This window comes from Clostridium sediminicola, from assembly GCF_050402865.1.
Lineage (GTDB): Bacteria > Bacillota > Clostridia > Clostridiales > Clostridiaceae > Clostridium_AF > Clostridium_AF sediminicola.
Window position 1 is genome coordinate 719,042 of sequence record NZ_BAABMF010000001.1, and the last position, 22,466, is coordinate 741,507.

Here is a 22,466-nt window from a genome sequence, read left to right on the forward strand (position 1 = left end):
TTATGTTGCATTTTAAATAATACAGCTAAAAGAAATTTAATTATTCAATGCGAAAATATTTTGATCAAAATTCTGTACAAAATCATCAAAATTATCTGGAGCAAGCAATAAGTATTTGTCTTCTAATTCCACTAACAACACTTTTGTTGAATTTGTATAAACGAGAGCTGACTCCCCATTAGCCAATTTAAACTTACCTTCTTTATAACTACCAGTTCCTGTTCCAAGTATCCTTTTGTTAGGTTGATACTCTTTTTCTTCATTCCAATCTATTACTTTTGCATTTAGAATTTCATTGTCCGTAACCTGAATACTAGTGAATCCAGAGATAAACTTAGCACTTAAAACATCCTTTTCTATTTCAATTCCATTGAACAAAGGCATAATAAAAATTGCTCCAATAACCACAACACCTGCTATTGCTCCAGTTATAATTCCAATTAAATCTTTCTTTGAATTTTTACTTCCCTTCCTATAACTGTAAATCCTTTCAAATAATATTGCTATTATAAAAATAGTAATCCCTATAGTAAAAAAACTACTTGAACCTGCTAATGATATTTTATACATATAATCACTCCTTTAAATATTTTATAATAATAAAACAATCATATCTGTTATATTTATATTATAACAGATATGATTGTTTTTCAATAGCTTTTGAAAAAGTTTTAGAAGTTAAAAATGAAACCCTTAAGTAAATTCACTTAAGGGTTTCATTTTTTATGCATGTTTGATTCTTGGCATACGCAAAGGCTCTTTTCCAAGCTCTGCCCATATATATTTCATAAATAACTCTGTTTTTAAATCTTTATACTGGGGATTATCCCATAAATTATTTAATTCTTTAGGATCATTCTGTAAATCAAATAATTCACCATAAGTTTTATTATAATAAACTGTTAATTTATATCTTTTATCAACATAAGTTTTCAAATGAATTGTAGTAGGTTCATGTCTATTTTCGCAGATTATACTTTCTCTAATCTCTTCTTTTTCTCCTAACCACACTTTACTCTGATCGATACCTGTCATATCACAAGGAATTTTTATTCCTGATAATGATAATATTGTTGGCGCAATATCAACTAATGATACTAAGCTATCGCTCTTTTTCCCTCTATTCACTTTCCCTGGATACTTTACAATGAACGGCACTTTTATCATATCTTCATAGTGAAAAGGTCCCTTCCTTATAAGTCCATGCTGACCAAAGAAATGTCCATGATCTGTTGTGAATATAATAATAGTTTCATTATCTAAATTTAATTCGTCTAATTTATCTAATATTTTACCAATGTACTTATCCATCATACTTACCATACCATAATACAATGCAACATCTTTTTTTAGTTCTTCTCTTTTTTGACGGTGTGAATGGCAACCATGAATTTCCCAACCAGTTTCTTTATACTCAGAGAAATCTGGTAGTTCTTCTTGAGTCATTTTAAAATGTGGTGGATTCTTATCATGCTCCCCTGGAACTAACCCATCCACAGTTATATTATCTGGATCATACATTGAGGCCCAAGGCTCAGGAACAAAATATTCTGGATGGGGATCGAAGAAACTTGACCACAAAAAGAAACTTTCATCATTTTCTTTGTACTCTTCTAATTTTGCATTAGTTCTATCAGCTATCCATGCATTATAATGATATTCTTCAGGGATATCCCATACTCCCCAATTTCGTTTTGCATTATAAAATCCATTCTTTTCTTTAACCAATTCCTCTATCCTTGGATATTCTTTTGGATCCATATTTCCAGTAGGTTTCAAATAATAATCACGCCAATTTTTAGCTCCTTTTTCTTCAAGCCATAATGCGTAATGTTGCCCTATATGAGCTTCATTTGTATGATTTCGTGCTAATTCAGCAACTTCAAAGCCATAAAATATCTCGTTATAATTTTTCCAAAAATCCAAATCCTGCATTATTGGATATGCTTCTAAAGACGGGTACTCTTCTGTTGATCGTAATGGTTGAAAATGTGCTTTACCAATAAGTGCTGTTCTATAGCCATTTGCCATGTAGTCCTCGCCTACTGTGTGTTCATCCTCTAATAACTTTGTTCCAAGGGTCCAAGCTCCATGTTGGCTGGGATATTTACCTGTAATTATAGAGGCTCTTGTCGGTGTACATGTAGGGTTTGGACAATATGCCCTCGTAAAAGTTGTACCATCATCAACTAATCTATCAAGATTTGGTGTAGAAATTTCATCATTGAAAGCACCTATTGTATTCCAATGCTGTTGGTCACTAGTAATTAATAATATATTAGGTCGTTTGCTCATACTTTACTCCTTTTTATTAATTCAATATTTGAACTTATTCTATATATTTATATTATGCTTTCTTTCATACCAGTACTTTACGAAAAATAAAAGCATACCTTTATTCTTTTACCGCTCCAGCAGTTAATCCTTGAATCATATATTTTTGTAAGAATATAAATAAAATCAACAATGGGATACTAGACATAACAGACACAGTCATAACATTGCCCCAGTCATAAGATAATTCTCCTAAATATCTAAGTGAAATACCTGTAGATAATGTACGTAATTTATCATTAGTTACAAGAGTCAAACAGTATAAATAGTCATCCCATGCTATTAAAAATGTATATAATCCAATAGCTAAAATTCCTGGGCTACACAAAGGAAGTACCACTCTAAATAATGCTGAAAATCTACCACATCCATCTATAGATGCAGCTTCCTCAAGTGCTCTTGGGATATCATCAAAGAAACCTTTCATAAGCCAAATACAAAATGGTACAGTAGCTGATGTTAATGCTAGTACAAGTCCCATCCTAGTATTTAATAGCCCTACATTTTTATAGGTTGAATATAATGCCGTTATTATACCTACAACAGGAAACATTGCTGTAGCCAAAAAAGCCATTAAAATAATGTTACTTCCTTTAAACTTATATCTAGAAAACCCATATCCACCTAATATAGAAACAAATACCGTTATTAATGTAGTCATACCTGCTGTTATAAAGTTATTAAAGTAATATGTCATAAATATTTTATCTTTTAAAATATTTATATAATTTTCTATTGTTGGATTCTTTGGTATCCAATCTGGTGGAAGTTTATATACCGATAAGCTACTCTTAAATGATGTTGTAAACATCCATAATATCGGACAGATTAGTAATGCAACCATAAAAATAACAAATAAATAATCCTTTAATTTAGCTTTTCTATTCATACTAACACCTCCTTAATCATGTACTGTTTTAAATAATTTATTGTATAATGCAGAGAATACTAACAATAATGCTAACCAAACTGTTGATACTGCTGCACCTTTACCAAAGTTTAAATTAACAAATGAATTTTTATAAGTCAAAATTGCCAATGTTGTTGTTTGATTCATAGGTCCACCACCAGTCATAATCCAGAACAACGGAAATTGCTTGAAGTTTTCAATAATAGAAATCAACAATGTTGATTTTATAACACTACTTAACATTGGAAGTGTTATATGGAAAAATGTTTGCATTTTATTTGCTCCATCAATTGTTGCAGCTTCAAATAAATCTTTTGGTATTGACTGAAGTCCTGCCAACATCATAATTGTCATAAATGGCATTTGTCTCCACAATGCAGCAATAGTTACACTTGGAAGAGCAAATTTCACACTAGTTACCCAAGCAATAGGTTCTTGTATAATATTTAATTTCACCAATAAATAATTAAGAACTCCATATTGAGGTTGAAAAATCCACATCCACAATAATGCTGTTATTACTGTAGGAATAACCCAAGGTAAGAGTACAATACTTCTAGTAAAACTTCTACCTTTCATATCTTTATTTAAAGCCATTGCTAATGCTAATCCCAATATAAATAATAATGCTACAACAAAAATCATATATTTAAACGTTGTAAAAGTAGAAGTAATTATTTCTCCTTCACTAAAAAGTTCTTTATAATTAGCAAAATTATTCCATGTGTTTGTATTATTTGCACTTAATTTATAATCAAAGAAACTCATAAAAACTGACTTCACTATTGGAAAAAAAGTTGTGAATCCTACGATTAAAACTGCCGGTAAAATTAGCGTTATAGCAAAAATTGTATCTTGTTTCTTTTTCCCCATCTTTTTAAAAATCTTGTTGGGTTTAAATCTGACTTCTTTACTTACAGAAGTTGAAGATTCATTCATAAATTAACCTCCCTATATAATGCACAGTGCACAGCTTACAATGCACCATTAATGTTGATTTTCTTGCAGAAAATCTTTAACTAATACTTTATATGCCGCTTAGATTAGTATAAAATTTTGTTTCTATTTTATAACACACTAGTATTCAATTTTATTATTGAATACTAGTGTCAATATTATAAATCTAAAATGTTTCTATTTTAAAATTTCTTTTAATTTAGCATCTAACTTCTTAACTGCATCTTCTGTACTTTCATTACCAATAGTAGCAGCTTGTACCGCAGAAGTAATTTCTAACAATGCATTTTCCATATTTGGATTTTGTTTAGCAAGAGCTTTTACTCCATTTAAACTATCCTTAATTGGACTAATAAATTCACCTGTTAACTCAACTGATTTTGTACCTGGTAAGAAAGGTAGAGTATTATAATATTCTTGTAACACTTTTTCTGAAGTAGCAAATTGTACAAATTTAGCAGCTGCTTCTTTATTTTTTGAATCTTTCATTATAAGAAGTTCATGTGCTTCTAAAAGACTTAATCCTTCTGTAGCTTTTGTTGCAGGCATTGGTGCAATGGCAACCTTCTCTTTTATTTCTGGATTTATACCAAACACTCCACTTGTTCCCCATACTTGGTCAAAATACATACCTAATCTTCCTATTGCCATTAAATTTCTTAAATCTTTCAATTTTGCAGTTTCTGGATTTAATTTATTAGTATAAATCTCTTTTAAGAAATTAAATGCATCAATGTTCTGTTGTGTATTTACATCTACTTCACCTTTATCGTTGTATATGCCACCACCATAACTGAACATAACACTTAAAACTGAATTTCCGCTTATTGGAACTGAAGCAGTTGTCTCACCTAAGCCATATACACTATTTCCATCTTTATCTTTAAGCTGGCTTATTTTTTCTGCATAATCAACCATCTCTTCATATGTTTTTGGTGGAGCATTAGGATCTAATCCTGCTTGCTCAAATAAATCTTTGTTATAAACCATTACGTAAGGACTGCATATCCATGGTGCCGCATATAACTTACCATCTGCAGACATAGCATCTTTAACCCCTGGATAAATATCATCTATGTATTCTTTGCTTAGCAACTCATCCAATGGTTCCAAATAACCAGAACTCACATACGCATTAAAACTAGAAGTTTCTCCATGTACAACATCTGGTGCATCACCTGCATTAGCCATTACCAATACTTGCTGTTTAAGGTCTCCATAAGGATAGCTAATGAATTCGATTTTAATATCTGGATTCTCAGCTTCGAAATCACTTGCCATTTTTGTGTAAAATTGCTCAGTTGCTTTTTCTAAAAGTCCATAAGTTGCAAATTTAATTGTAACTTTTTCATCAGTTTTTGCATCCCCACTTCCACTATTATCAGTTGAATTTCCACATCCAACTACTGAAAATACCATTGCAGAAGCAATAAGAGCTGTAGTAATTTTTTTAAACACATTCTTCAACATTGTATAACCCCCTATTTATTTTAATATTTGAATTAATGTATATTCACATATTAAAACGTTTACCCTTGTTTGTCAATGCCTTTTTTTACTAATTTACTGTTTGTTTTATAATTTCTTCTAATTTTTGTGAAGTTTCTTTGTGAAATCCACTCTATTATTTCATATTTTGAATAATTATCAGTTTTTTTTATCAAAAGTCAATTTTTTATGTAGTTAAAAATATTATTATTTGCTATACTAAAGATAAGCTTTAACTAAAATAAGGCTTGTTAAATTTTTTCAGATTCTGAATTTTCAAAATAAATAACAGGAGATTGTTTATGAAATTAAAAGATGTGAAGAAAAAAAATATATCTAAAATTTTAAAACTAATAAAAAAAGAAGGTCCTATATCAAAAAAAGATCTTTCAAAGTTAACTGGTTTATCTGCTGGTTCATTAACTGGTATTTGTAATGAACTTATCGATATACATGTTCTTGAAGAAGTTGGCTCTGTATCAAAATATAATTCAGGTAGAAAAAAAATACTGCTAAACATAAATTACAACTATAAAAAAGTTATTGGTATTGATATAAAAAATAAATTCACTACTATCTTAATTACTAATATTAATGGTGAAATAATTCACGAAAAGAAATTACTCACTGACAAAAGCATCGCCCCTCATGCTTTCTTAGAAAAAGTTTGCTCAAATTTAAAAAATATTTTATTAGAAAATAATATAGCGAATAATATGATTTTAGGTATTGGTGTTGGTATTCTTGGAGGTGTGAATAAAGAAAAGAATTCAACAGATTATCCTATTGGTTTTTGGAATACGGAAGTTCCCGTAAAAGAAATTTTAGAAAACTTATTAAATCTACCTGTTATAGTAGATAATAATGTTAAAAATTTAGCTATCCTAGAATTATTTTTAGATGACTCATTAGATAACTTCTTTTTTCTAAAGTACGGTAGCGGAATTGGAGGTTCTATTGTTTCTAATCAAAAGATTTTCTACGGTTATAATAGTTTAGCTGGTGAGATGGGCCATACAATATTACTTCCCTCAGGAGATTATTGTCCTATTTGTAAAAGAAGAGGTTGCCTAGAAAGTACTATTTCCTTCAAGGCCATCTTAAATAAAGTTTCTAATGAATTTAGCGATTCAAATTATCCATTACTATATAATTTAGCTGATGGAAAAAAAGAAAATATTTCTATAGAGATAATACTCAAAGCTGCCGAACTAGGTTCCGTTCAAATTTGTGAATTGCTAAGGTACTCTGCTGAATTGCTAGCAATTTCCATAATTAATACTATAAGCCTACTTTCACCCAAGAAAATTGTATTATGTGGTAAGTTATTCCAAAACAATCTCTATCTAAATTATCTATACAGTAATATTTATAATCTACAATTAATTGATATTAAAGACAAACTTCAAATAAGTAAGATTAGTAGTGATATAGAAAAACTAGCCCCTGCAATAACAGTTATTCATGAACTTTTTTATGATAAACTTTATTTATACCTATGATAAAATTAAGTATTAATCAAATATAAGCCAATATCAAATTTAAATATTGGCTTTAAAATTCTTTAACTTTTCTTTTGCTTTTTCTCTTAATTCCAATGTTTTTAAAAGTTTTTTTCCTAATTTGTATGCATTTAACATAACCTCTCCATCATTTTTAGCTTCACCCGCAGAAACTAACCTTAACACTTTAAGAACATCTACCACTCTATACCCCAAAGCTGTAAGAGTTTTTTCCATAGAAATAGCAGTATATCCCATATCATTTTCGTTATCTTGTTCACAAACAGCAATCACTGAAGCATATTTCCACCCCAAGGCTTCATTCAATCCCATCCATACCGAACGATCTTCTTCATCAAATATTTCATAACAATATAATCTATCTAAAAAAGCCTTCATATCCGCAGTCATATTATAAAAATAAGTAGGTGATCCAATGATCATAGCATCTGCTTCTAAAATCTTAGGATATAATTTTTGCATATCATCTTTTATAACACATTTATATGTATCTTTACACCCCTCGCATCCACAACAATCTTTGTAATTATAATCACTTAAATAAATTAATTCTACTTCAAAATTCTTTTTTTCAAAAGCTTTTAAAGCTTCTTTTACCAGAATTGACGTATTGCCCTTTTTTCTTCTACTTCCTACAATTCCAATAACTTTCACAAACAATCCCCCTATTCCAAATTATCTTTTACGTATTTCTAAGCCATACATATCATCAATCTTATCAGTCATAAAAGCAATACTGTCTTTTACTCCTTTATTGTAAATTTCTGGCGCTATATTTTCCATAATAAAATCCAAGAATAACATTGAAGCTAATTCTCCAATCTCTTCATCTCTCTCCTCATAGAAAAATTTTTTAATCTCTTCAATAATAAGATCTCTATTTTCTTTATTTAGCTCTATTTTTTTATTCATTTGTTTCCTCCTATTTTCTAGATAAATCTAAAAATTAATATAAATTGTTCTTAGATGATGCTTTCCTTCATTGTGCTTTATAAATTATATATATCTAGTTCTAACATAATCACTAAAAAATGGTGTTAATCTTTCATATGCTCTAATGATATTGTTAGGTACATCTACATGATCAATGAATCCTTTCCCTTCTGGTCCATACCCATTTTCATTATCAATTATTCTTGGTATTTCTCCCATAATTAATGACAAAAATCTTTCTATATCCCATAATCCATTAATATTATTAGTATAAGAAACATTTCCATTACCTATCTTCATTTGTGGTACAAGAGGCGCATAATTTATGAATCTGATATCTTTAACGTTTTTCCATTCTTTTTTAAATGATGCATAGGTCCTCAATTGCATTGTTGGGTCTTGAATCAAAATTACTGATTTAACTTCTTTCCCCGCATTTTGGATTACTTTCAATGATTCATTTGCATTGGAGCCACAATTAGTGGATTTATTTTCGGTAATTATACTTTCTTCAGCTATTTTACAATATTTACATAAAATCTCTTTAATAATTTCAGCTTCAGCTTTATCACTGCAGTTTATCTCTTTATATTTCATACTATTTTCAACGTTTCTTCTTAGTAGTTCAGTAGAATGTCCAATACCACCAACCACCATTAATTCTTTAGCTATTTTGTTTCTAAAAGCTTTTGCAGCAATTTCTACAGTATATATCAAACTATTCCCAAGTAAAATTAGCATATCTACTTTAAGTATCCCAAATTTCTTATATAGACTTTGTTCATTTAAAGAATCAATATCCCGTTTTGATAAAAATGAACTAATAATATTTATATCATTTATTTGCTCTTTAGTAATAGTTTTATTATTTTTCATATTACCTCCCAAGTGTTTATGAAATCTAATATTATTTATCCTACTAAATGAAAAACTATTTCTAACTATGCCACAAATAGTAATTTAGTTTGACTATATCGAAATCAATTACTATTATAACATAATTTAGCAATTGTTAAAAACATATAAATATTGGAGAAGATATTCCACATTTACCTCCACTTTGAATTATTTTTACAACATACCATGAGTTCTCTACTTTTGGTATAAAAACAATATTCCATTCAGCTCTATTAGAACATTTAAAGCCTTTCTCTTGGATTACTACACCCTTATTAGAAATTATCTGAATTTTATCAATGAAAACTTTGTTATCTTCAGCTAGAATGTTTAAATTAAGCTTATCACCAATAACCAAATTAATTATACTCCCCATCCAATACCCATTTCCAGTTACACTAAGCCTCAAAGTCTTAGTTTCTGTAGAGTATACTCTCCTTGCTTTAAGAGCTTCCATAATTGAAACTTTCTTTAAATTTTCAGCAATAATTACAGTTAAGTTATCTACTTTACCCCAATTTGCTGAGTGATTGTCTTGTCCATTTACGGCTCCTAAATGCCATCCTAAATCTAATATATTGTAATACTCTTCCTCATATCGCTGATATTTTCGTGGTGGAGAACCATTACCTACTTCTATTAAATTAATATATTTATCAAATTCAGGTATATATGATGGAATAGTCTTTAGCCTACATGGATGATTTATAGAAAGAACTATATTATCCTCATCACAAAGCCACTCATAAAAGCCTTCGATTTTTTTTCGTGTTTCTTTTTTTATAACAGATTGACTGTTAATTACATTCATGTGACCCCAAATTTTAGTATTCATTTCAAAGCCAAAGAAAGCTAAAAAATCATCATATTTATTATTAATATCATCAGCTTGGAATTTTAATATCTTCCATTTTGATTTTTTTTCTCCTTTATACATTACTTTTTCAAAAGGATATTCCATAGACCTATTTAAACTTCCTGAATGATCAGATACTATCAGAAAATCAAGACCGTTTTTCTTGGAACATTCATATGCATCCACAGGTTGTTTCATACCATCGGAAAAACTTGTATGTGCATGAGGTATTCCTAGATAAAAATTATATTTAGTAGTTTTATCTACGATTCTAAAACGCCACTTAAATTGATATGAATAACTACTACTATCTTTTATTAAGAGCTTCATATAATGTTCACCCATTTCCAAATCTTGAGAAGGTAAGTAACTTATATAATTATTTTCTACTTTAACTTGAACCTTTTCTCCATCAACAATCAAATTGACTGAAGTTAAATCTATAAACTCTTCTCCACTTTTTAATAAAGCACTTATTACAGTTCTTCTATTGAAAGTAGAAGTCATTTTTTCTGGAAATAGTTCAATATCTATTGGTGGATGAATTTTAATAACATCAGATGCTTTTCTTATATATAAGTTATAATTCTTTTTATCATAATTTACAATTCCTATAATATCAACTATATCTCCGCTTTCAATATGAGGTAGGTCTATATTATTTATATAAAGCTTATTTCCTAAATTATCATCTATTCTAGATTGTAGGTCACTGTGAAAAATTTCAATTCTAACATTTTTTAATTTTATTAGTTTACCATTACATTTTCTATTGCATTTTTTAAAAATACTTTTTATACTTATTTCTTTAGGAGAAGGAAGGCTATTATTTGTAAATAGTTTCTTAACTCTATATCTTTTAATTTTATAACTCCCTTTTCTTCTACTCAAAGTTCCATAAATTTCAACAAAGTCACCCTCAACAAGACTGATTTTGTTTTTTGCTTTATGCAAATTAATTCCACTTGTCTTGTCCTGAATATAAACTGAATTTCCAGACGAAATTACAATCCCTCTAATCCTAACATTAGTTCTACCTGATTCGTTCTTGGCTTCACTAATAGTAATTACATTTTTACAATATATTTTTTTATATAATTTATTACATAAAATCTTATTTAATTTATTCTTAAACTTTATTAAAAGTTTTATATTTAGCATAAAATCCTTCTTTTAATTATTTCTTTTAATATTCCTTATATATAATATTAGTACAACATTTTATATGTTACTTTAGAGATTATAAAATCTTATTCTAATATACATCTCTTTTGTTCAAAAAAACGTAGAATGTATACATTAGTAATATAATTTTACATAAAAAAAGCATTACACCCGAAAAGGTAAATGCTTTTTATTATGCAAATTTCTTATACAATTCATCAATAGATTCAACAATATAATTAGCACCTGCTGATTCTAATTCTTCTATACAACCATACCCATAAGCAACTCCTATTGAATGGAGATTGTTCATCTTTGCTCCAAGAACATCATGCTTTCTATCTCCTATCATCACAATTTTATCTGTATTTTTGACGTCTAATTCCTTTAATAAATATTCTATAACTTCTCCTTTGCTTGTCCTTGTTCCATCTAAGTTACTTCCTACTATTTTTAAAAAATACTTTTCCAATTTAAAGTGTTTAATTATTTTTTTTGCAAAAATTGTAGGTTTGGAAGTTGCGATAGAGATACAATATCCTTTATTCTTTAAATAACTAAGTAACTCTGGAATTCCAATATACACTTCATTTTCAAAAATACCTTTATCTTTGAAATATTCTCTAAAATTATCAATTGCTCTTTCTGCAGTTTCTTCATCAAAAGAATAATACTCCATAAAAGATTCTTTTAAAGGCGGTCCAACAAACTTTTGTAAATCCTTTAGTTCTACTTGCTCTATTCCTTCTTTTGATAATGCATATTGAATAGATTTTATTATACCATATTTTGAGTCTGTAAGCGTTCCATCTAAATCAAATAAAATATGTTTATACATTCAAACTCTCCTAATTTCATTTTTTTACTTAATAATTCACTTAATCTACTACAGCTGATTCTAAAATTCTAAATCCATTATTATCACAATCAATTTCAGCTTCTACTCCATAGGGTACTAATGTCATAGGTGCTGTATGTCCAAAATTCATATTATAAAGAATAGGCAAATCATCTCTTTTTACTTCATCTCTGATAACTTTTAAGTACTCATGTTTGTACTCATTGTAATATTTTTCATGTATTGGCTTCCCTATTATTATTCCATTTATCTTATCCAATATTCCTTGTGCAGCATAATTTCTCATCCACCACTTAATATAATCTGGAGTTGGCTTGTCTTCACTGGTTTCTAAAAATAAAATTTTATTCTCCCATTCTGCAAGGCTGGGCCAAATTTCTGTACCTTTCACAAATTCAAGAACTTCAATGCATCCACCTAATAATTTTCCTCTTACTTTTCCTTTACCTTGTAATACTTCATAGCCTTTATTTACATTCATTTTTCTTTTAATTTTACTATTCATTTTATCTGACCATTCTAAATATTCAGAAGTCCACTCTTTGCTAGATTCTATACTACCAATGTCAACAGAGTTAAATAAAACTTTATCAATCCACTTCTTAGTGTATTCATGCATATTTACATTTTCTGCAAATTCCCCTAGAACACTGGGACCATAAAATGATACTAGACCCGCTTTATAACACATTAAATGATTTGCTGTAGTATCAGAATATCCCATAAATATTTTTGGATTATTTTTTATAACATCCAAATTAATATATGGCAATAATCTTATCGTATCATCCCCACCAATATTTGAAAAAATTCCATTTATATCTTTATTACAAAAGGCTTCCATCATATCCTCAGCTCTTGCTTCTGGATATTTATATAAATACTCTGAACCTTTTAATGAATTCTTCATTTCAACAACTTCAAGACCAAATTTATCGCGGATTCTTTGTTTTCCTATTTCATATCTATGTTTAAATTCATTATCGCCAGCCATACCACTTGATAAACTAACTATTGCTACCTTGTCACCTTTATTTAATTTTTTAGGTTTTATCATTGAAAATCACCCCCTAAATATGTTTTAATTTATATATTAAAAGATTCTTCTTCCATAAAACTTACAATTTAACACTTTCAACTTACAACTCTCTTTTAAATCCCTTATATCTTGTGCCTTGAAAAGTCAATCTTCCACTATCTGATTCTACAAGTTGTCCAAATTCTTCTCCTGACAACATCAATTCAATTCTATCTCCACTTTCAACTTGAAAAGTTACATAATACGTTGTTGAAGTATGACTGTGCATATTATTACTATGATGATGTCTTGAAACATTGGTTCTTTTAGAAACAACTTTAGCTGCAACTGTTAAAACAGGTTGATTATTATTATAATTCCATTGTTTCATCCCTTTTACAGCTATAATTATAAACATAGTTATAACGATAATAAAAATCGTAACAACAAATATTGGCATAATCGTAAACATTCCATCAAAAATAGATGGCATCATAATACCTCCGATTCATTTATTTAATATTTTTTTGATAAATTTGTTAATTCCTCATCACAGACTCTAAATACAGTCCAATCATCCATTGGTATAGCACCCATTTTTTTATAGAACTTTATTGATGATTTATTCCAATCCAAACACCACCATTCAAGTCTACCGCAATTTCTTTTTATGGCCAATTTTGCAAGAAATGATAAAAAAACTTTTCCTAATCCTTCTCCTCGCATTTCAGGTTTTACATACAAATCTTCTAAGTAGATACCAGGTTTACCAAGGAAAGTTGAAAAATTATGAAAAAACAAAGCAAATCCAACTGGTTTACCTTTAAATTCACCAATAATTACTTCAGCAACCTTACGTTTAAACAATGAATCGTGCAAGGTTTCTTTTGTTGCTACAACTTCATGTAATAATTCTTCGTAATCTGCTAATTCCTTAATGAATTGTAAAATTAAATCTATATCTTCTTCTTTTGCGAATCTTATTTTAAAATCATTAATTGTTGTGTCTATTAAACTATCCATTTTTCTGCTCCTTAAAACTTATTTGTATTTATAGATATTTCATCTAAATAATTAATTTATACAATTATATCATAAGTATCATAATAAATTTCGGTTTAATTAAAATCAAATTATCTAAAATTTTTCTAAGTTAGCTCAATTCTGCAACAATAAAGCAAAGTATTAAAAGTTTTGTACAAGTATAAATTACTTGTTAAACTGGAAACTCAATACTAGGATAAAAAAAAGTCCTCTACATAAAATAAGATTGAAGAGAATCCAATAAACGCTACAAAGGATGGTGAATATAGTGAAAGAAGGATTGATACCAACCGCATTAGGTACAGTAGTAACTTTAGGTGCTTCTACACTAAGAGCAAGAAATAGGAAGGATATTAGAAAAAAAGATGTTGTTCCTATGGCCGAAACTGCATTAATTGGATTTGGCTTAGCTCATATAGTTTTAGGTACTATAGAGTTATTGGATAACAGAAAATAAGCTTCATTTCAAACATTTCCAAAAGGTGGCTCTACAATCAATATTGTATATCACCACCTTTTTTATTTTAATTTTCAAAGCTATACACCAATAAGTACCCAAATAAAATCTGATAAATAAATACAATATTCCATTGAAGTGTCGCTCTAATTACAATCGATTCTAATATACTATTATTAGCAAAAATATCGGTTGAAAAGTAAAATAACATTGATAGTCCAAAAAATAAGCTTGGAATTAGGAGTAAAATTACTTTTGATGAATTAGCTTTACGTTTTCTTCTATTTCCTACTACAAAATTTATCATTCCCATAATAATACCAAATGATGCATAAAAACAAAAATCAAAAATCATTAGTAAATAAGTATGATTTCCCCATGAATCATCAGTTTTTAGTTTATTTATTAATCCCTTAAAAGCTATAGCAATTATAAAATAGATCACTAATATTACAAGTTGAATAAAGCTTTTCCCCCATTTGTTTTTCACTCTTTTTCCTCCTAAAAGCAAATTATAGTTTGATTAACATTTTCCATTTACCAATAGTTTCAAACCCTATTCTATGGTAAACCTTTCCTGCTTCTGGATTGTCATAAAATAAGCATAAAGTTTTATCTTCATTCAGTAAATCAGAACATAACTTTGACAAACACTGACCCATTAAACCTTTTCCACGATACTCTTTTCTTGTTGCAACGCTTACAACCATTGCAGAATATTTGTTTTCTGCAGTTGTTTGTGCCGTAGTTATTGCTTCCCCATATTCATTCTTCATAAAGTATATTCTTCCAGCTTTAGTTGTAATTCCATTCTCAATTCGTTCAAGAGAATTTGTGTCAGTAGCATTAAATTCATCTATAGTTTCTAATAAATCATATATCTTTTTAGAATCACTTACTTTTGCTGTTAAAATATTTCCATAATCTTTTATGAGCTTTTCTTTATTTTTTAGTTCACAAAAATAAGTAGATTTTTCTTTTGCCCCTTGTACAATATCCTTAAAATCATCAACAATATTATTTTTACCTGAAATGATTTTTTTACCTTCATATTTATTAATTATCTCTTTAAATCCAGCTACATCAAAATTTGAATTCTTGTAATATGGTATAAAACTTTCATGATATCTAAGCAAAACACCTTCTATTTCCTCCTCATTATTAAAACTTCCCCATAAATCCATAAAATCCTTTTTAAATCCAAAATTTTCTATATCTCCAATTATAAATAAATTTATTGCAGCTTCCTCACTCAAAAATTGTAAAACCTGTTTTCTATCATTTTCACTAAGTTTTCTAATCATTTCGCACCATCCCTAAAATTATAGTAAACATTACGCAAACTTAATCTATAATTTATCATTTACTTCACCAACAAATTTTTCTAATTCTCTTCTATTTTTAAAAATATAAACACTCTTCTCTTCACAATTATTCCTTATCATTTTAAGTATTTCTTTTCTATTCTTCCTTCTAAAATTCAATACCCACATAAAAAATTCTAAATCTATTTTTTCTTTACACCCTTCTGTGATGTCAGGTCTCATCTTTCTTGAATACAAAAATCTTCTTTTAACAATACCCCATAAACAAAGCCATGTTGAAAAATCAAGATAAATAACAGTATCTGCTTCTTTCAACCTAACATCAATTGTAGATCTGTAATTACCATCAATTATCCATGAATCTAATTTAGTTATACTTTTTAACTTTTCTTTTAATTCATCTCTTGGTATAGATACCCACCCCGGCTTCCAAAACAACTTATCCATATAAAAAACTTTGATTCCTGTTATTTTAGAGAGGTTACGCGCACTGGTGGACTTACCTGCTCCTCCTGAGCCAAGGATCATTATTTTTTGCATACAGTTTCCCCTTTACCTCAATAAATATAAACTATTCATCTAGCTCTAGACTAAAACCTTTTTCCGGTCCTTTCCAAAGATGTTTTTTCATATCAATACATCCGTCATTTTTAAAAGTAATTCCCTCAGCTTTTAAAATCTGCCTTTGAATATCTGAAGAACCAAAAACGTATCCAGGTGACATTTCTCCAAATCTATTGACTACCCTGTGACAAGGTATTTTAAGATGCTCTGGTGTTGCTTTCATTGCCCACCCCACTGCTCTAGCTCCACTCTTTTTACCCAATAACCCTGATATCTGACCATAAGTTGCCACTTTGCCTTCTGGAATTTGAGAAACTATATTATAAACTTTTGTATAAAAGTTCTCCAATTGTCATTCACCCCTTAAAGTTACTTAATGTTAATTTGCAGCAGATGCCGCAGCTGTTGATGCAGTTATTGCAGCTATGGACGCAGAAGTTTGAGCAGCTATCAATGCCTCTATAGATATACTTAAAGTGGTCTGTATTAATTCATTATTGTTAGTATTTATATACTCATCACTAACTATTGCTGAAGCTAATAATACATTCATTCCTTTTCCAAGCCACTTGTATTTCTTTAATTTATTTAAATATTCTGCTACCTGCACTAAATCTTCCGTTATATTTCCATTCTTATCTAGCAGAGCTATTAATCCAAGCGATGCATAGAAATCAGAATATATTTTCAACTTATTCTCTTTTAATTTATCATAAACCTTCTTGCACCTTAGGGTAATTGTATTAACCTCTTCATTGCTAAATGATAGAATATGTGATAACAATTGCAATCCATTACTTTTACTAAACCCTAATTTATTTAAACTTTGATAATATTCTTCAATTGTATTAACAGTTTTATTATATCTAGAAAGCAAAATACTTAATGCATAATCATCTCCACTAGTTAGCAATGGATGATTTTTTTTCATATCGCAATATAGTTCATAAGCCTGATTTATTCTATTACTAATTAAATTATCTTCACTTGTAATTAATAATGCATAATTAGCTATAGGTAAATACATACTACTTTTGAAGCCTGCTTCTCTTAATTTATCATGATATTCCATCATTTTAGAAAATTTTCCTTCAGGATTTTCATATTGACTACACAAAAGCATTGCAGTAATAAATGTAGCTGTTCCTCTATAACAAGAAAAAACTCCGGTTTTTGACTTTATAAACTTTATCATTGTATCAATTTTCTCTTTATCGAACTCTTTATTTTTTTGAGTATATGTCAGTGCTGCAAAATGTTTTGATAAGTTATGTTCCCATTTAAACTGTTTTTCAATCTTTAAGTATAGCTCTACCATATTATCCACTTTAATTTTTACCGAGTTTTTCACAATAATTCCTCCCTTTTTTTAATGTTACCATAACTATTTCAGGCATATTATTTATCCTCAAATTTATATTTGAATTTCCAATCCCCCTACTAACTACTATATTACATTCTTTATCTTTATATATTCCCCAATCATATTTTGGAAAAAATTTTCTATCTGGCGATAAAAGTCCACCTAAATACGGAATTCTTATTATTCCTCCGTGTACATGTCCTGAAAAGACCAAATCGGCACCCCATTCAGTATAAGCTTCAAAATATTTTGGATTATGGCTTAGAAGAACATTTATTTCTCCTTTTTCACATACTCCTAATTTTTCTTCTATATAATCATTATTAATGAACTCTTTTCTGTTTTCATTTTCATTGTCTCCCCAATAGTAAGATAATTCAATTGTCAAACCATAAATATTAATTTTATCCTTACCTTTCAAAATGGAAACTTTTGAATTATCTAAAATTTTAGTACCTAATTTATTTAATTCAGTTATATAATTAAAATATATATTACTAGTGTTTGATTTCACTCTTTGCTCATGATTTCCTAAAATATAATAAATTGGATACTTATGAATCAGCCTTTTGACTAAATTTACACAAACTATACCGTTATCTTTTTTTCCATTCATCATGTCTCCTGTCATTAAAATAATATTGGGTTTCATACTATCTATAAGTTCTACTAATGTTTCATTGTTCTTGTTAAAAACTCTACTATGCAAGTCACTTAATTGAAGAATTTTGAATCCTTCAAAACTAACAGGTAACTTTTTTATTTGAATAGAATAATTAGTCACTTCAATTCCAATTTGATGCTTCATAATCATTATCCACCTTCACTTTATTTTAAACCATATTAATCTTTTGCTATGATTCTATAAAATATTATTTAATAACTTTGTTTAAATTCAACTATATTATTTTCTCTAAAGGTATACTTAATTACAAATACTATACTAATTATTAAAATTATTGAGGTAATTATACCTCCTTCTGGTCCAAATTTTCCACCGTTAATAATATTTTCTGTTGTATATTTTAAACTATATATACCATGAACGTCCTTACCACTTACATTGAATCCAAAAATATTTCCCTGAAAATAATTCCATGTAATATGATATCCTATAGACATCCACAAATCACCCGATTTTATAAACATTATAGCAAAAAGGATACCAACTAAGAAAATATTTAATAACCCTAAATAACTTACATTTGGGTTTAATAAATGCATTGCAGAGAATATAAGTGAAGATACCAATATCATTACCCACCTACTTTTCGTTTGGCCTAAAACAGTTATGCAATACCCTCTAGAAAATAACTCTTCATTAAAACCTACCAAGATAAATAAAACCAAGTCAATTATTAACCATTTAGTTATTTTAGGTTGTAAAAAACTATTTACCATTTCAATTTGCCCTGTAAAAAGTAAAAAGAAAAATATTAAGCTAATTGATACAGCACCGAAAATTAACCCATAAACCAAATTATTCATACTCTTCAATGGATTAACCAGCCCAAGATCTTTCAATGGTCGTTTATCGAATATTTTCCAAAATAGTATTACTGACAATATCATTATCCCCACTTGAATGAACATAACACTTGTGTTTAGCATATTATTTTCAGTAATAAGTTTTGTAAGTTCCTCAGGGCTTATGTCCCCACCTGCAGACAATAATACACTAGCAGAATATGCAGTAAAAACAATCATTGCAATTATATTTGTTACAACAAAAAATGATACATATGTTATTAAGATTTTCCACCCTGACCTTAATTGGCAATCTTCATTCTTAAAAACTTTTTTCATTATTTACAACCCCTTAGCACTTAATTTTGTTTCATATCTTCAAATAATAATATACCACAATATACCAATTAATTAAAATAATTATTCTATGGTTAAAATTTTTCATACAAAAAAGCCTTGCCAAATGACAAGACCTTTTTCTTTACTGAAAATTGCTAACAACAATCTCCCTCTTTTGCAATAAATCCAACACATTGTAAAACTTCTCTAGCTTCTGCAACTTTTGTTTCTTGAACCATTACTATTGGTCCTGTACATCCCATTCCACTCTCAGCATAGATTCCATTTTTCCAAAGTGCTTTTACGGCATCTTCAAGTTCCATTATATCTACTCCTGATAATGAACCTGTTACTACTTGCTTCGGTGGTGCTGTTATTTCTTCTTCATCTGAAGATTTTTTTGCATCTTTATTAAGAGATTCTAAAATTGAATTTAGTTTTGCATCTTTTGCTTTTTTGAATTCTGCTTTTGATTTTTCTACTACTTTACCTTTTGCAAGGTCTGCTGCATATTTTATAGCATTTGCTACAACTGGTATTCCTGATGCTCTTGATACTATTAGTATATTTCTTTCATATCCTTCTCCAACTCCAGGACCATATCCGTATCCTGTTGCTTCGTAGCTTCCACCTGTTGTGTAAGCTGAGAATACTTTCATCATAATGTTACCTGTTAAAGTATCTGTAATCATAACATCTGCAGTTCCAGCTAATAAGTCATTACCTCTCATTACGGCTCCGCCATCGGCACGAGCTGAGTCAGCAAATTTTATTTTATATCCGTTACTATTTAATTCTTTTAAAATACGCTCTACTTGTCTTGCTCCATCTAAGTTAAGAATTCCAACTGTTGGCTCTTCTATTCCCATAGATTTTGCAGTTATAATTCCGTGCAAAGCGTTTTTAACCATAGCTTCTACTCTGTTTACTGCTGCCGTTCCTGTAGTAGTAGCTAGGAACATTTCTTTTCCCATTCCTGGAGTTATTACTCTTCCTACTGTTGAAACTCCAACTGGGAAGTTATAGTGCATAGTTACACAACCTTGAAGTTCTCCACTATCTAATAACTCTTCCATTTTAGAGTACATTTCATCTTCACTGTTTGCTTCAACTATTGCAAGTTCTGTTTCAACCTTTGGTCCTATTAAAACAACCTCAATATTTTCAGAAGTTTTTGAAGCTAATTCTGCTGCTTTCAGAAGATTTTCAGTTCCATGTTCTGAACCTAAAGTAGTTATTCCTATTCTTACTTTCTTTCCAAATTGACCAGATTCAATTGCCTCTGATACTTCAAGCAATGCATTTCCAATCATTTCTTTAACTGAAGATTTACTCATTGTCATATAGTTCACCCCTATTCCTTTAGTAGAAGTGCTGCTAAATCTCTCATTGATTCTGCAATTAATGTTTTAACTTCATCTTGAGAAACACTTGAACCAGCTTCCTCTGTTTTGCCTGAATTTCTTTCTATAACAACTGAAACTCCATCAAATAGGTTAGTCATACGACCTAAGAACAAGCTTCCTTTTGCTACGATCATTACTTTATTTAAACTACCTTCTGTTAAATCATCCATAGCAAAACCTAAGTAAGGAACTCCTGATGGAATATGACCTTGAGTTGGAGCCCATCCTGGCATTCCATGTTTTTTGATAAATGGAAGTAATTCTTTTCTTTCAAGCTCTTTTCTCTTAACACCTAATGCACCAATCATTTTGTAGTTTCCTTCTGGTACATCTCCAGCTCCTGCTGGTTTAGTTACATCTGGATTTTGCATTTCAACTGAGTATTTATCTATATCAGTGATTTTTAATCCTGCTCTATCTAAAGGTGCCGCGATTAATGATGTCATTACTGCTTGTGGTGAAGAACCTGTTCCAACAGTATGTCTTCCTAAAATATCTGTTCTAATTACAGGGCTTACGCCGTCATTTTCACTAATTAATATTGCAAATCCACCTAATATATCTTCAAGTACTGGAATTCCTTTCTTAACATGGTCTTTTCCGTTCATTCCAAGCTTCGCTGTAGCACCACCAGCTACTATAACAACATTTTTGTATATTCCTGCTTGAACTAAAGCTGACGCTTCTATAAGTGCATGAGTTGGAGCAGCACAGAATCCTCTTGTATCAGAACCTGTTGCATTTACAGCACCAGATATCTCTGCTATAGATTTTGCAAAGTTTCCGCCACCTCTTTGGTTCATGTCTCCACATGCTTCTTCTGAACATTCAATTACATATTCAATATCTTCAACATTAATGTTGTTTTTAGCAACAAGATTTTTGAATGCAAGAACACCAGATGCTTTAACAACTAAGTTTTCGAATAAAACATGAGCAGTTAAGTTTCCATCTATATCATGAGCTTTTTTAACACATCCAACTAATTTCCCATCATTATAGATTCCTTCTCCATGAAGTTCGTTAACAATGTTCTCAATTTCTTCCATTGAGTCTCCATCTTGTAACTTATCTATCTCATCTTTGAATAATGGGTGATTAGCTAATTTTTCTTTGATGCTTGCAGTGATTTCTTTATTAAGTTTAACAAGTTCAAAAGCATCTGAAATCTTCATAAGACCAATAAACTCATCTTGTGGCATGATCTCACCAAATTTACCATCACGAGTTACACCTTCAACGCTCTTGTCGTACCAAGGCATCTCATATCCTCTTAATTCTTCTGGTGTCATGTTTCCTATATAAGCTTGGTTTGGTGCATAGTTAACCACTTCTTCAAATGGTCTAATATATTTAGAAATCTCCTTCAAATAATCTGAATCAGGATTTGTTATTTTCTCCATTGTTTGAGTTGTACCATTATGTAAAATCATGTCAGGAGTATTTACTAATACATAGCCAGTTCCTTTTATAACTGCATAGTTCATTTTGTTTTCCCTCCAAATATTTTTATAAATAAAACTTTTACTTACAATTTATTTAAATTTTTCATTTTATAATCT

Annotated in this window: 24 protein-coding genes; 2 read left to right on the forward strand and 22 right to left on the reverse strand. The window is 29.3% G+C overall.

All coding sequences use genetic code 11. The annotated features are described in order from the left end of the window. Positions 1-36: 36 nt before the first annotated feature. The 5 genes from ACQ3F0_RS03545 to ACQ3F0_RS03565 all read right to left on the reverse strand — a co-directional run bounded on the left by ACQ3F0_RS03545 (position 37) and on the right by ACQ3F0_RS03565 (position 5,671). Positions 37-570 (reverse strand): PH domain-containing protein, encoded by a 534-nt coding sequence (locus tag ACQ3F0_RS03545; protein ID WP_428863649.1) that lies wholly within the window; start codon positions 568-570, stop codon positions 37-39. 153 nt (positions 571-723) lie between these two features. Beyond that, positions 724-2,295 (reverse strand): sulfatase family protein, encoded by a 1,572-nt coding sequence (locus ACQ3F0_RS03550; RefSeq protein WP_428863650.1) that lies wholly within the window; start codon positions 2,293-2,295, stop codon positions 724-726. 100 nt (positions 2,296-2,395) lie between these two features. Beyond that, on the reverse strand, positions 2,396-3,223 hold the full coding sequence (locus tag ACQ3F0_RS03555) for a carbohydrate ABC transporter permease (protein WP_428863651.1): 828 nt from the start codon (positions 3,221-3,223) through the stop codon (positions 2,396-2,398). 12 nt (positions 3,224-3,235) lie between these two features. After that, on the reverse strand, positions 3,236-4,183 hold the full coding sequence (locus ACQ3F0_RS03560; protein WP_428863652.1) for a carbohydrate ABC transporter permease: 948 nt from the start codon (positions 4,181-4,183) through the stop codon (positions 3,236-3,238). A gap of 195 nt (positions 4,184-4,378) precedes the next feature. Beyond that, on the reverse strand, positions 4,379-5,671 hold the full coding sequence (locus tag ACQ3F0_RS03565) for an ABC transporter substrate-binding protein (protein WP_428863653.1): 1,293 nt from the start codon (positions 5,669-5,671) through the stop codon (positions 4,379-4,381). 320 nt (positions 5,672-5,991) lie between these two features. Here ACQ3F0_RS03565 and ACQ3F0_RS03570 point away from each other — a divergent pair, with 320 nt between their 5' ends. Continuing rightward, positions 5,992-7,191: an ROK family transcriptional regulator gene (locus ACQ3F0_RS03570; protein ID WP_428863654.1), complete on the forward strand. Its 1,200-nt coding sequence runs from the start codon at positions 5,992-5,994 to the stop codon at positions 7,189-7,191. A 39-nt stretch (positions 7,192-7,230) separates the two neighbouring features. On the opposite strand, the gene ACQ3F0_RS03575 is transcribed toward ACQ3F0_RS03570, so the two are convergent. The 8 genes from ACQ3F0_RS03575 to ACQ3F0_RS03610 form a co-directional block, all read right to left on the reverse strand. After that, positions 7,231-7,866, reverse strand: coding sequence for a flavodoxin family protein (locus ACQ3F0_RS03575; RefSeq protein ID WP_428863655.1), 636 nt, complete (start codon positions 7,864-7,866; stop codon positions 7,231-7,233). A 21-nt stretch (positions 7,867-7,887) separates the two neighbouring features. Continuing rightward, positions 7,888-8,124, reverse strand: coding sequence for a DUF2164 domain-containing protein (locus tag ACQ3F0_RS03580; protein WP_428863656.1), 237 nt, complete (start codon positions 8,122-8,124; stop codon positions 7,888-7,890). Between the two features lie 84 nt (positions 8,125-8,208). Next, positions 8,209-9,021: a YdcF family protein gene (locus ACQ3F0_RS03585; RefSeq protein WP_428863657.1), complete on the reverse strand. Its 813-nt coding sequence runs from the start codon at positions 9,019-9,021 to the stop codon at positions 8,209-8,211. A 136-nt stretch (positions 9,022-9,157) separates the two neighbouring features. After that, a complete protein-coding gene (locus ACQ3F0_RS03590; RefSeq protein ID WP_428863658.1) occupies positions 9,158-11,059 on the reverse strand; it encodes a CehA/McbA family metallohydrolase in 1,902 nt (633 codons plus the stop codon). A gap of 196 nt (positions 11,060-11,255) precedes the next feature. Next, the gene (locus ACQ3F0_RS03595; RefSeq protein WP_428863659.1) at positions 11,256-11,900 is read right to left on the reverse strand and encodes an HAD family hydrolase; all 645 of its coding nucleotides are present in this window, start codon (positions 11,898-11,900) and stop codon (positions 11,256-11,258) included. A 40-nt stretch (positions 11,901-11,940) separates the two neighbouring features. Beyond that, complete coding sequence (locus ACQ3F0_RS03600; RefSeq protein WP_428863660.1) at positions 11,941-12,978, reverse strand: S66 family peptidase; 1,038 nt, start codon at positions 12,976-12,978, stop codon at positions 11,941-11,943. Positions 12,979-13,060: 82 nt separating this feature from the next. Beyond that, a complete protein-coding gene (locus ACQ3F0_RS03605; protein ID WP_428863661.1) occupies positions 13,061-13,432 on the reverse strand; it encodes a DUF2500 domain-containing protein in 372 nt (123 codons plus the stop codon). A gap of 23 nt (positions 13,433-13,455) precedes the next feature. Next, positions 13,456-13,962, reverse strand: coding sequence for a GNAT family N-acetyltransferase (locus ACQ3F0_RS03610; protein ID WP_428863662.1), 507 nt, complete (start codon positions 13,960-13,962; stop codon positions 13,456-13,458). 289 nt (positions 13,963-14,251) lie between these two features. Between ACQ3F0_RS03610 and ACQ3F0_RS03615 the strand changes: the two genes are divergently transcribed. Further along, positions 14,252-14,440, forward strand: a complete 189-nt coding sequence (locus tag ACQ3F0_RS03615; RefSeq protein ID WP_428863663.1) for an asparagine synthase — start codon at positions 14,252-14,254, stop codon at positions 14,438-14,440. Positions 14,441-14,507: 67 nt separating this feature from the next. Here the strand turns inward: ACQ3F0_RS03615 and ACQ3F0_RS03620 are convergent, their stop codons facing one another. The 9 genes from ACQ3F0_RS03620 to grdC all read right to left on the reverse strand — a co-directional run bounded on the left by ACQ3F0_RS03620 (position 14,508) and on the right by grdC (position 22,391). Then, positions 14,508-14,930, reverse strand: coding sequence for a hypothetical protein (locus tag ACQ3F0_RS03620; protein WP_428863664.1), 423 nt, complete (start codon positions 14,928-14,930; stop codon positions 14,508-14,510). A 22-nt stretch (positions 14,931-14,952) separates the two neighbouring features. Beyond that, complete coding sequence (locus ACQ3F0_RS03625; RefSeq protein ID WP_428863665.1) at positions 14,953-15,744, reverse strand: GNAT family N-acetyltransferase; 792 nt, start codon at positions 15,742-15,744, stop codon at positions 14,953-14,955. A gap of 45 nt (positions 15,745-15,789) precedes the next feature. Then, on the reverse strand, positions 15,790-16,305 hold the full coding sequence (locus ACQ3F0_RS03630) for a P-loop NTPase family protein (RefSeq protein ID WP_428863666.1): 516 nt from the start codon (positions 16,303-16,305) through the stop codon (positions 15,790-15,792). A 31-nt stretch (positions 16,306-16,336) separates the two neighbouring features. Further along, positions 16,337-16,678, reverse strand: a complete 342-nt coding sequence (locus ACQ3F0_RS03635; RefSeq protein WP_428863667.1) for an MGMT family protein — start codon at positions 16,676-16,678, stop codon at positions 16,337-16,339. Between the two features lie 30 nt (positions 16,679-16,708). Next, positions 16,709-17,680 (reverse strand): DUF4003 family protein, encoded by a 972-nt coding sequence (locus ACQ3F0_RS03640; RefSeq protein WP_428863668.1) that lies wholly within the window; start codon positions 17,678-17,680, stop codon positions 16,709-16,711. Next, on the reverse strand, positions 17,658-18,500 hold the full coding sequence (locus ACQ3F0_RS03645) for a metallophosphoesterase (RefSeq protein WP_428863669.1): 843 nt from the start codon (positions 18,498-18,500) through the stop codon (positions 17,658-17,660). The genes ACQ3F0_RS03640 and ACQ3F0_RS03645 overlap by 23 nt, the downstream gene beginning before the upstream one ends. A 68-nt stretch (positions 18,501-18,568) precedes the next feature. After that, positions 18,569-19,498 (reverse strand): CPBP family intramembrane glutamic endopeptidase, encoded by a 930-nt coding sequence (locus ACQ3F0_RS03650; RefSeq protein ID WP_428863670.1) that lies wholly within the window; start codon positions 19,496-19,498, stop codon positions 18,569-18,571. A 155-nt stretch (positions 19,499-19,653) separates the two neighbouring features. Beyond that, on the reverse strand, positions 19,654-20,835 hold the full coding sequence (gene grdD / locus ACQ3F0_RS03655) for a glycine/sarcosine/betaine reductase complex component C subunit alpha (RefSeq protein WP_428863724.1): 1,182 nt from the start codon (positions 20,833-20,835) through the stop codon (positions 19,654-19,656). A 17-nt stretch (positions 20,836-20,852) separates the two neighbouring features. Then, positions 20,853-22,391 carry a glycine/sarcosine/betaine reductase complex component C subunit beta gene (gene grdC, locus ACQ3F0_RS03660; protein WP_428863671.1) on the reverse strand — a complete coding sequence of 513 codons (1,539 nt, stop codon included), beginning with the start codon at positions 22,389-22,391 and terminating at the stop codon, positions 20,853-20,855. Positions 22,392-22,466: the final 75 nt, after the last annotated feature.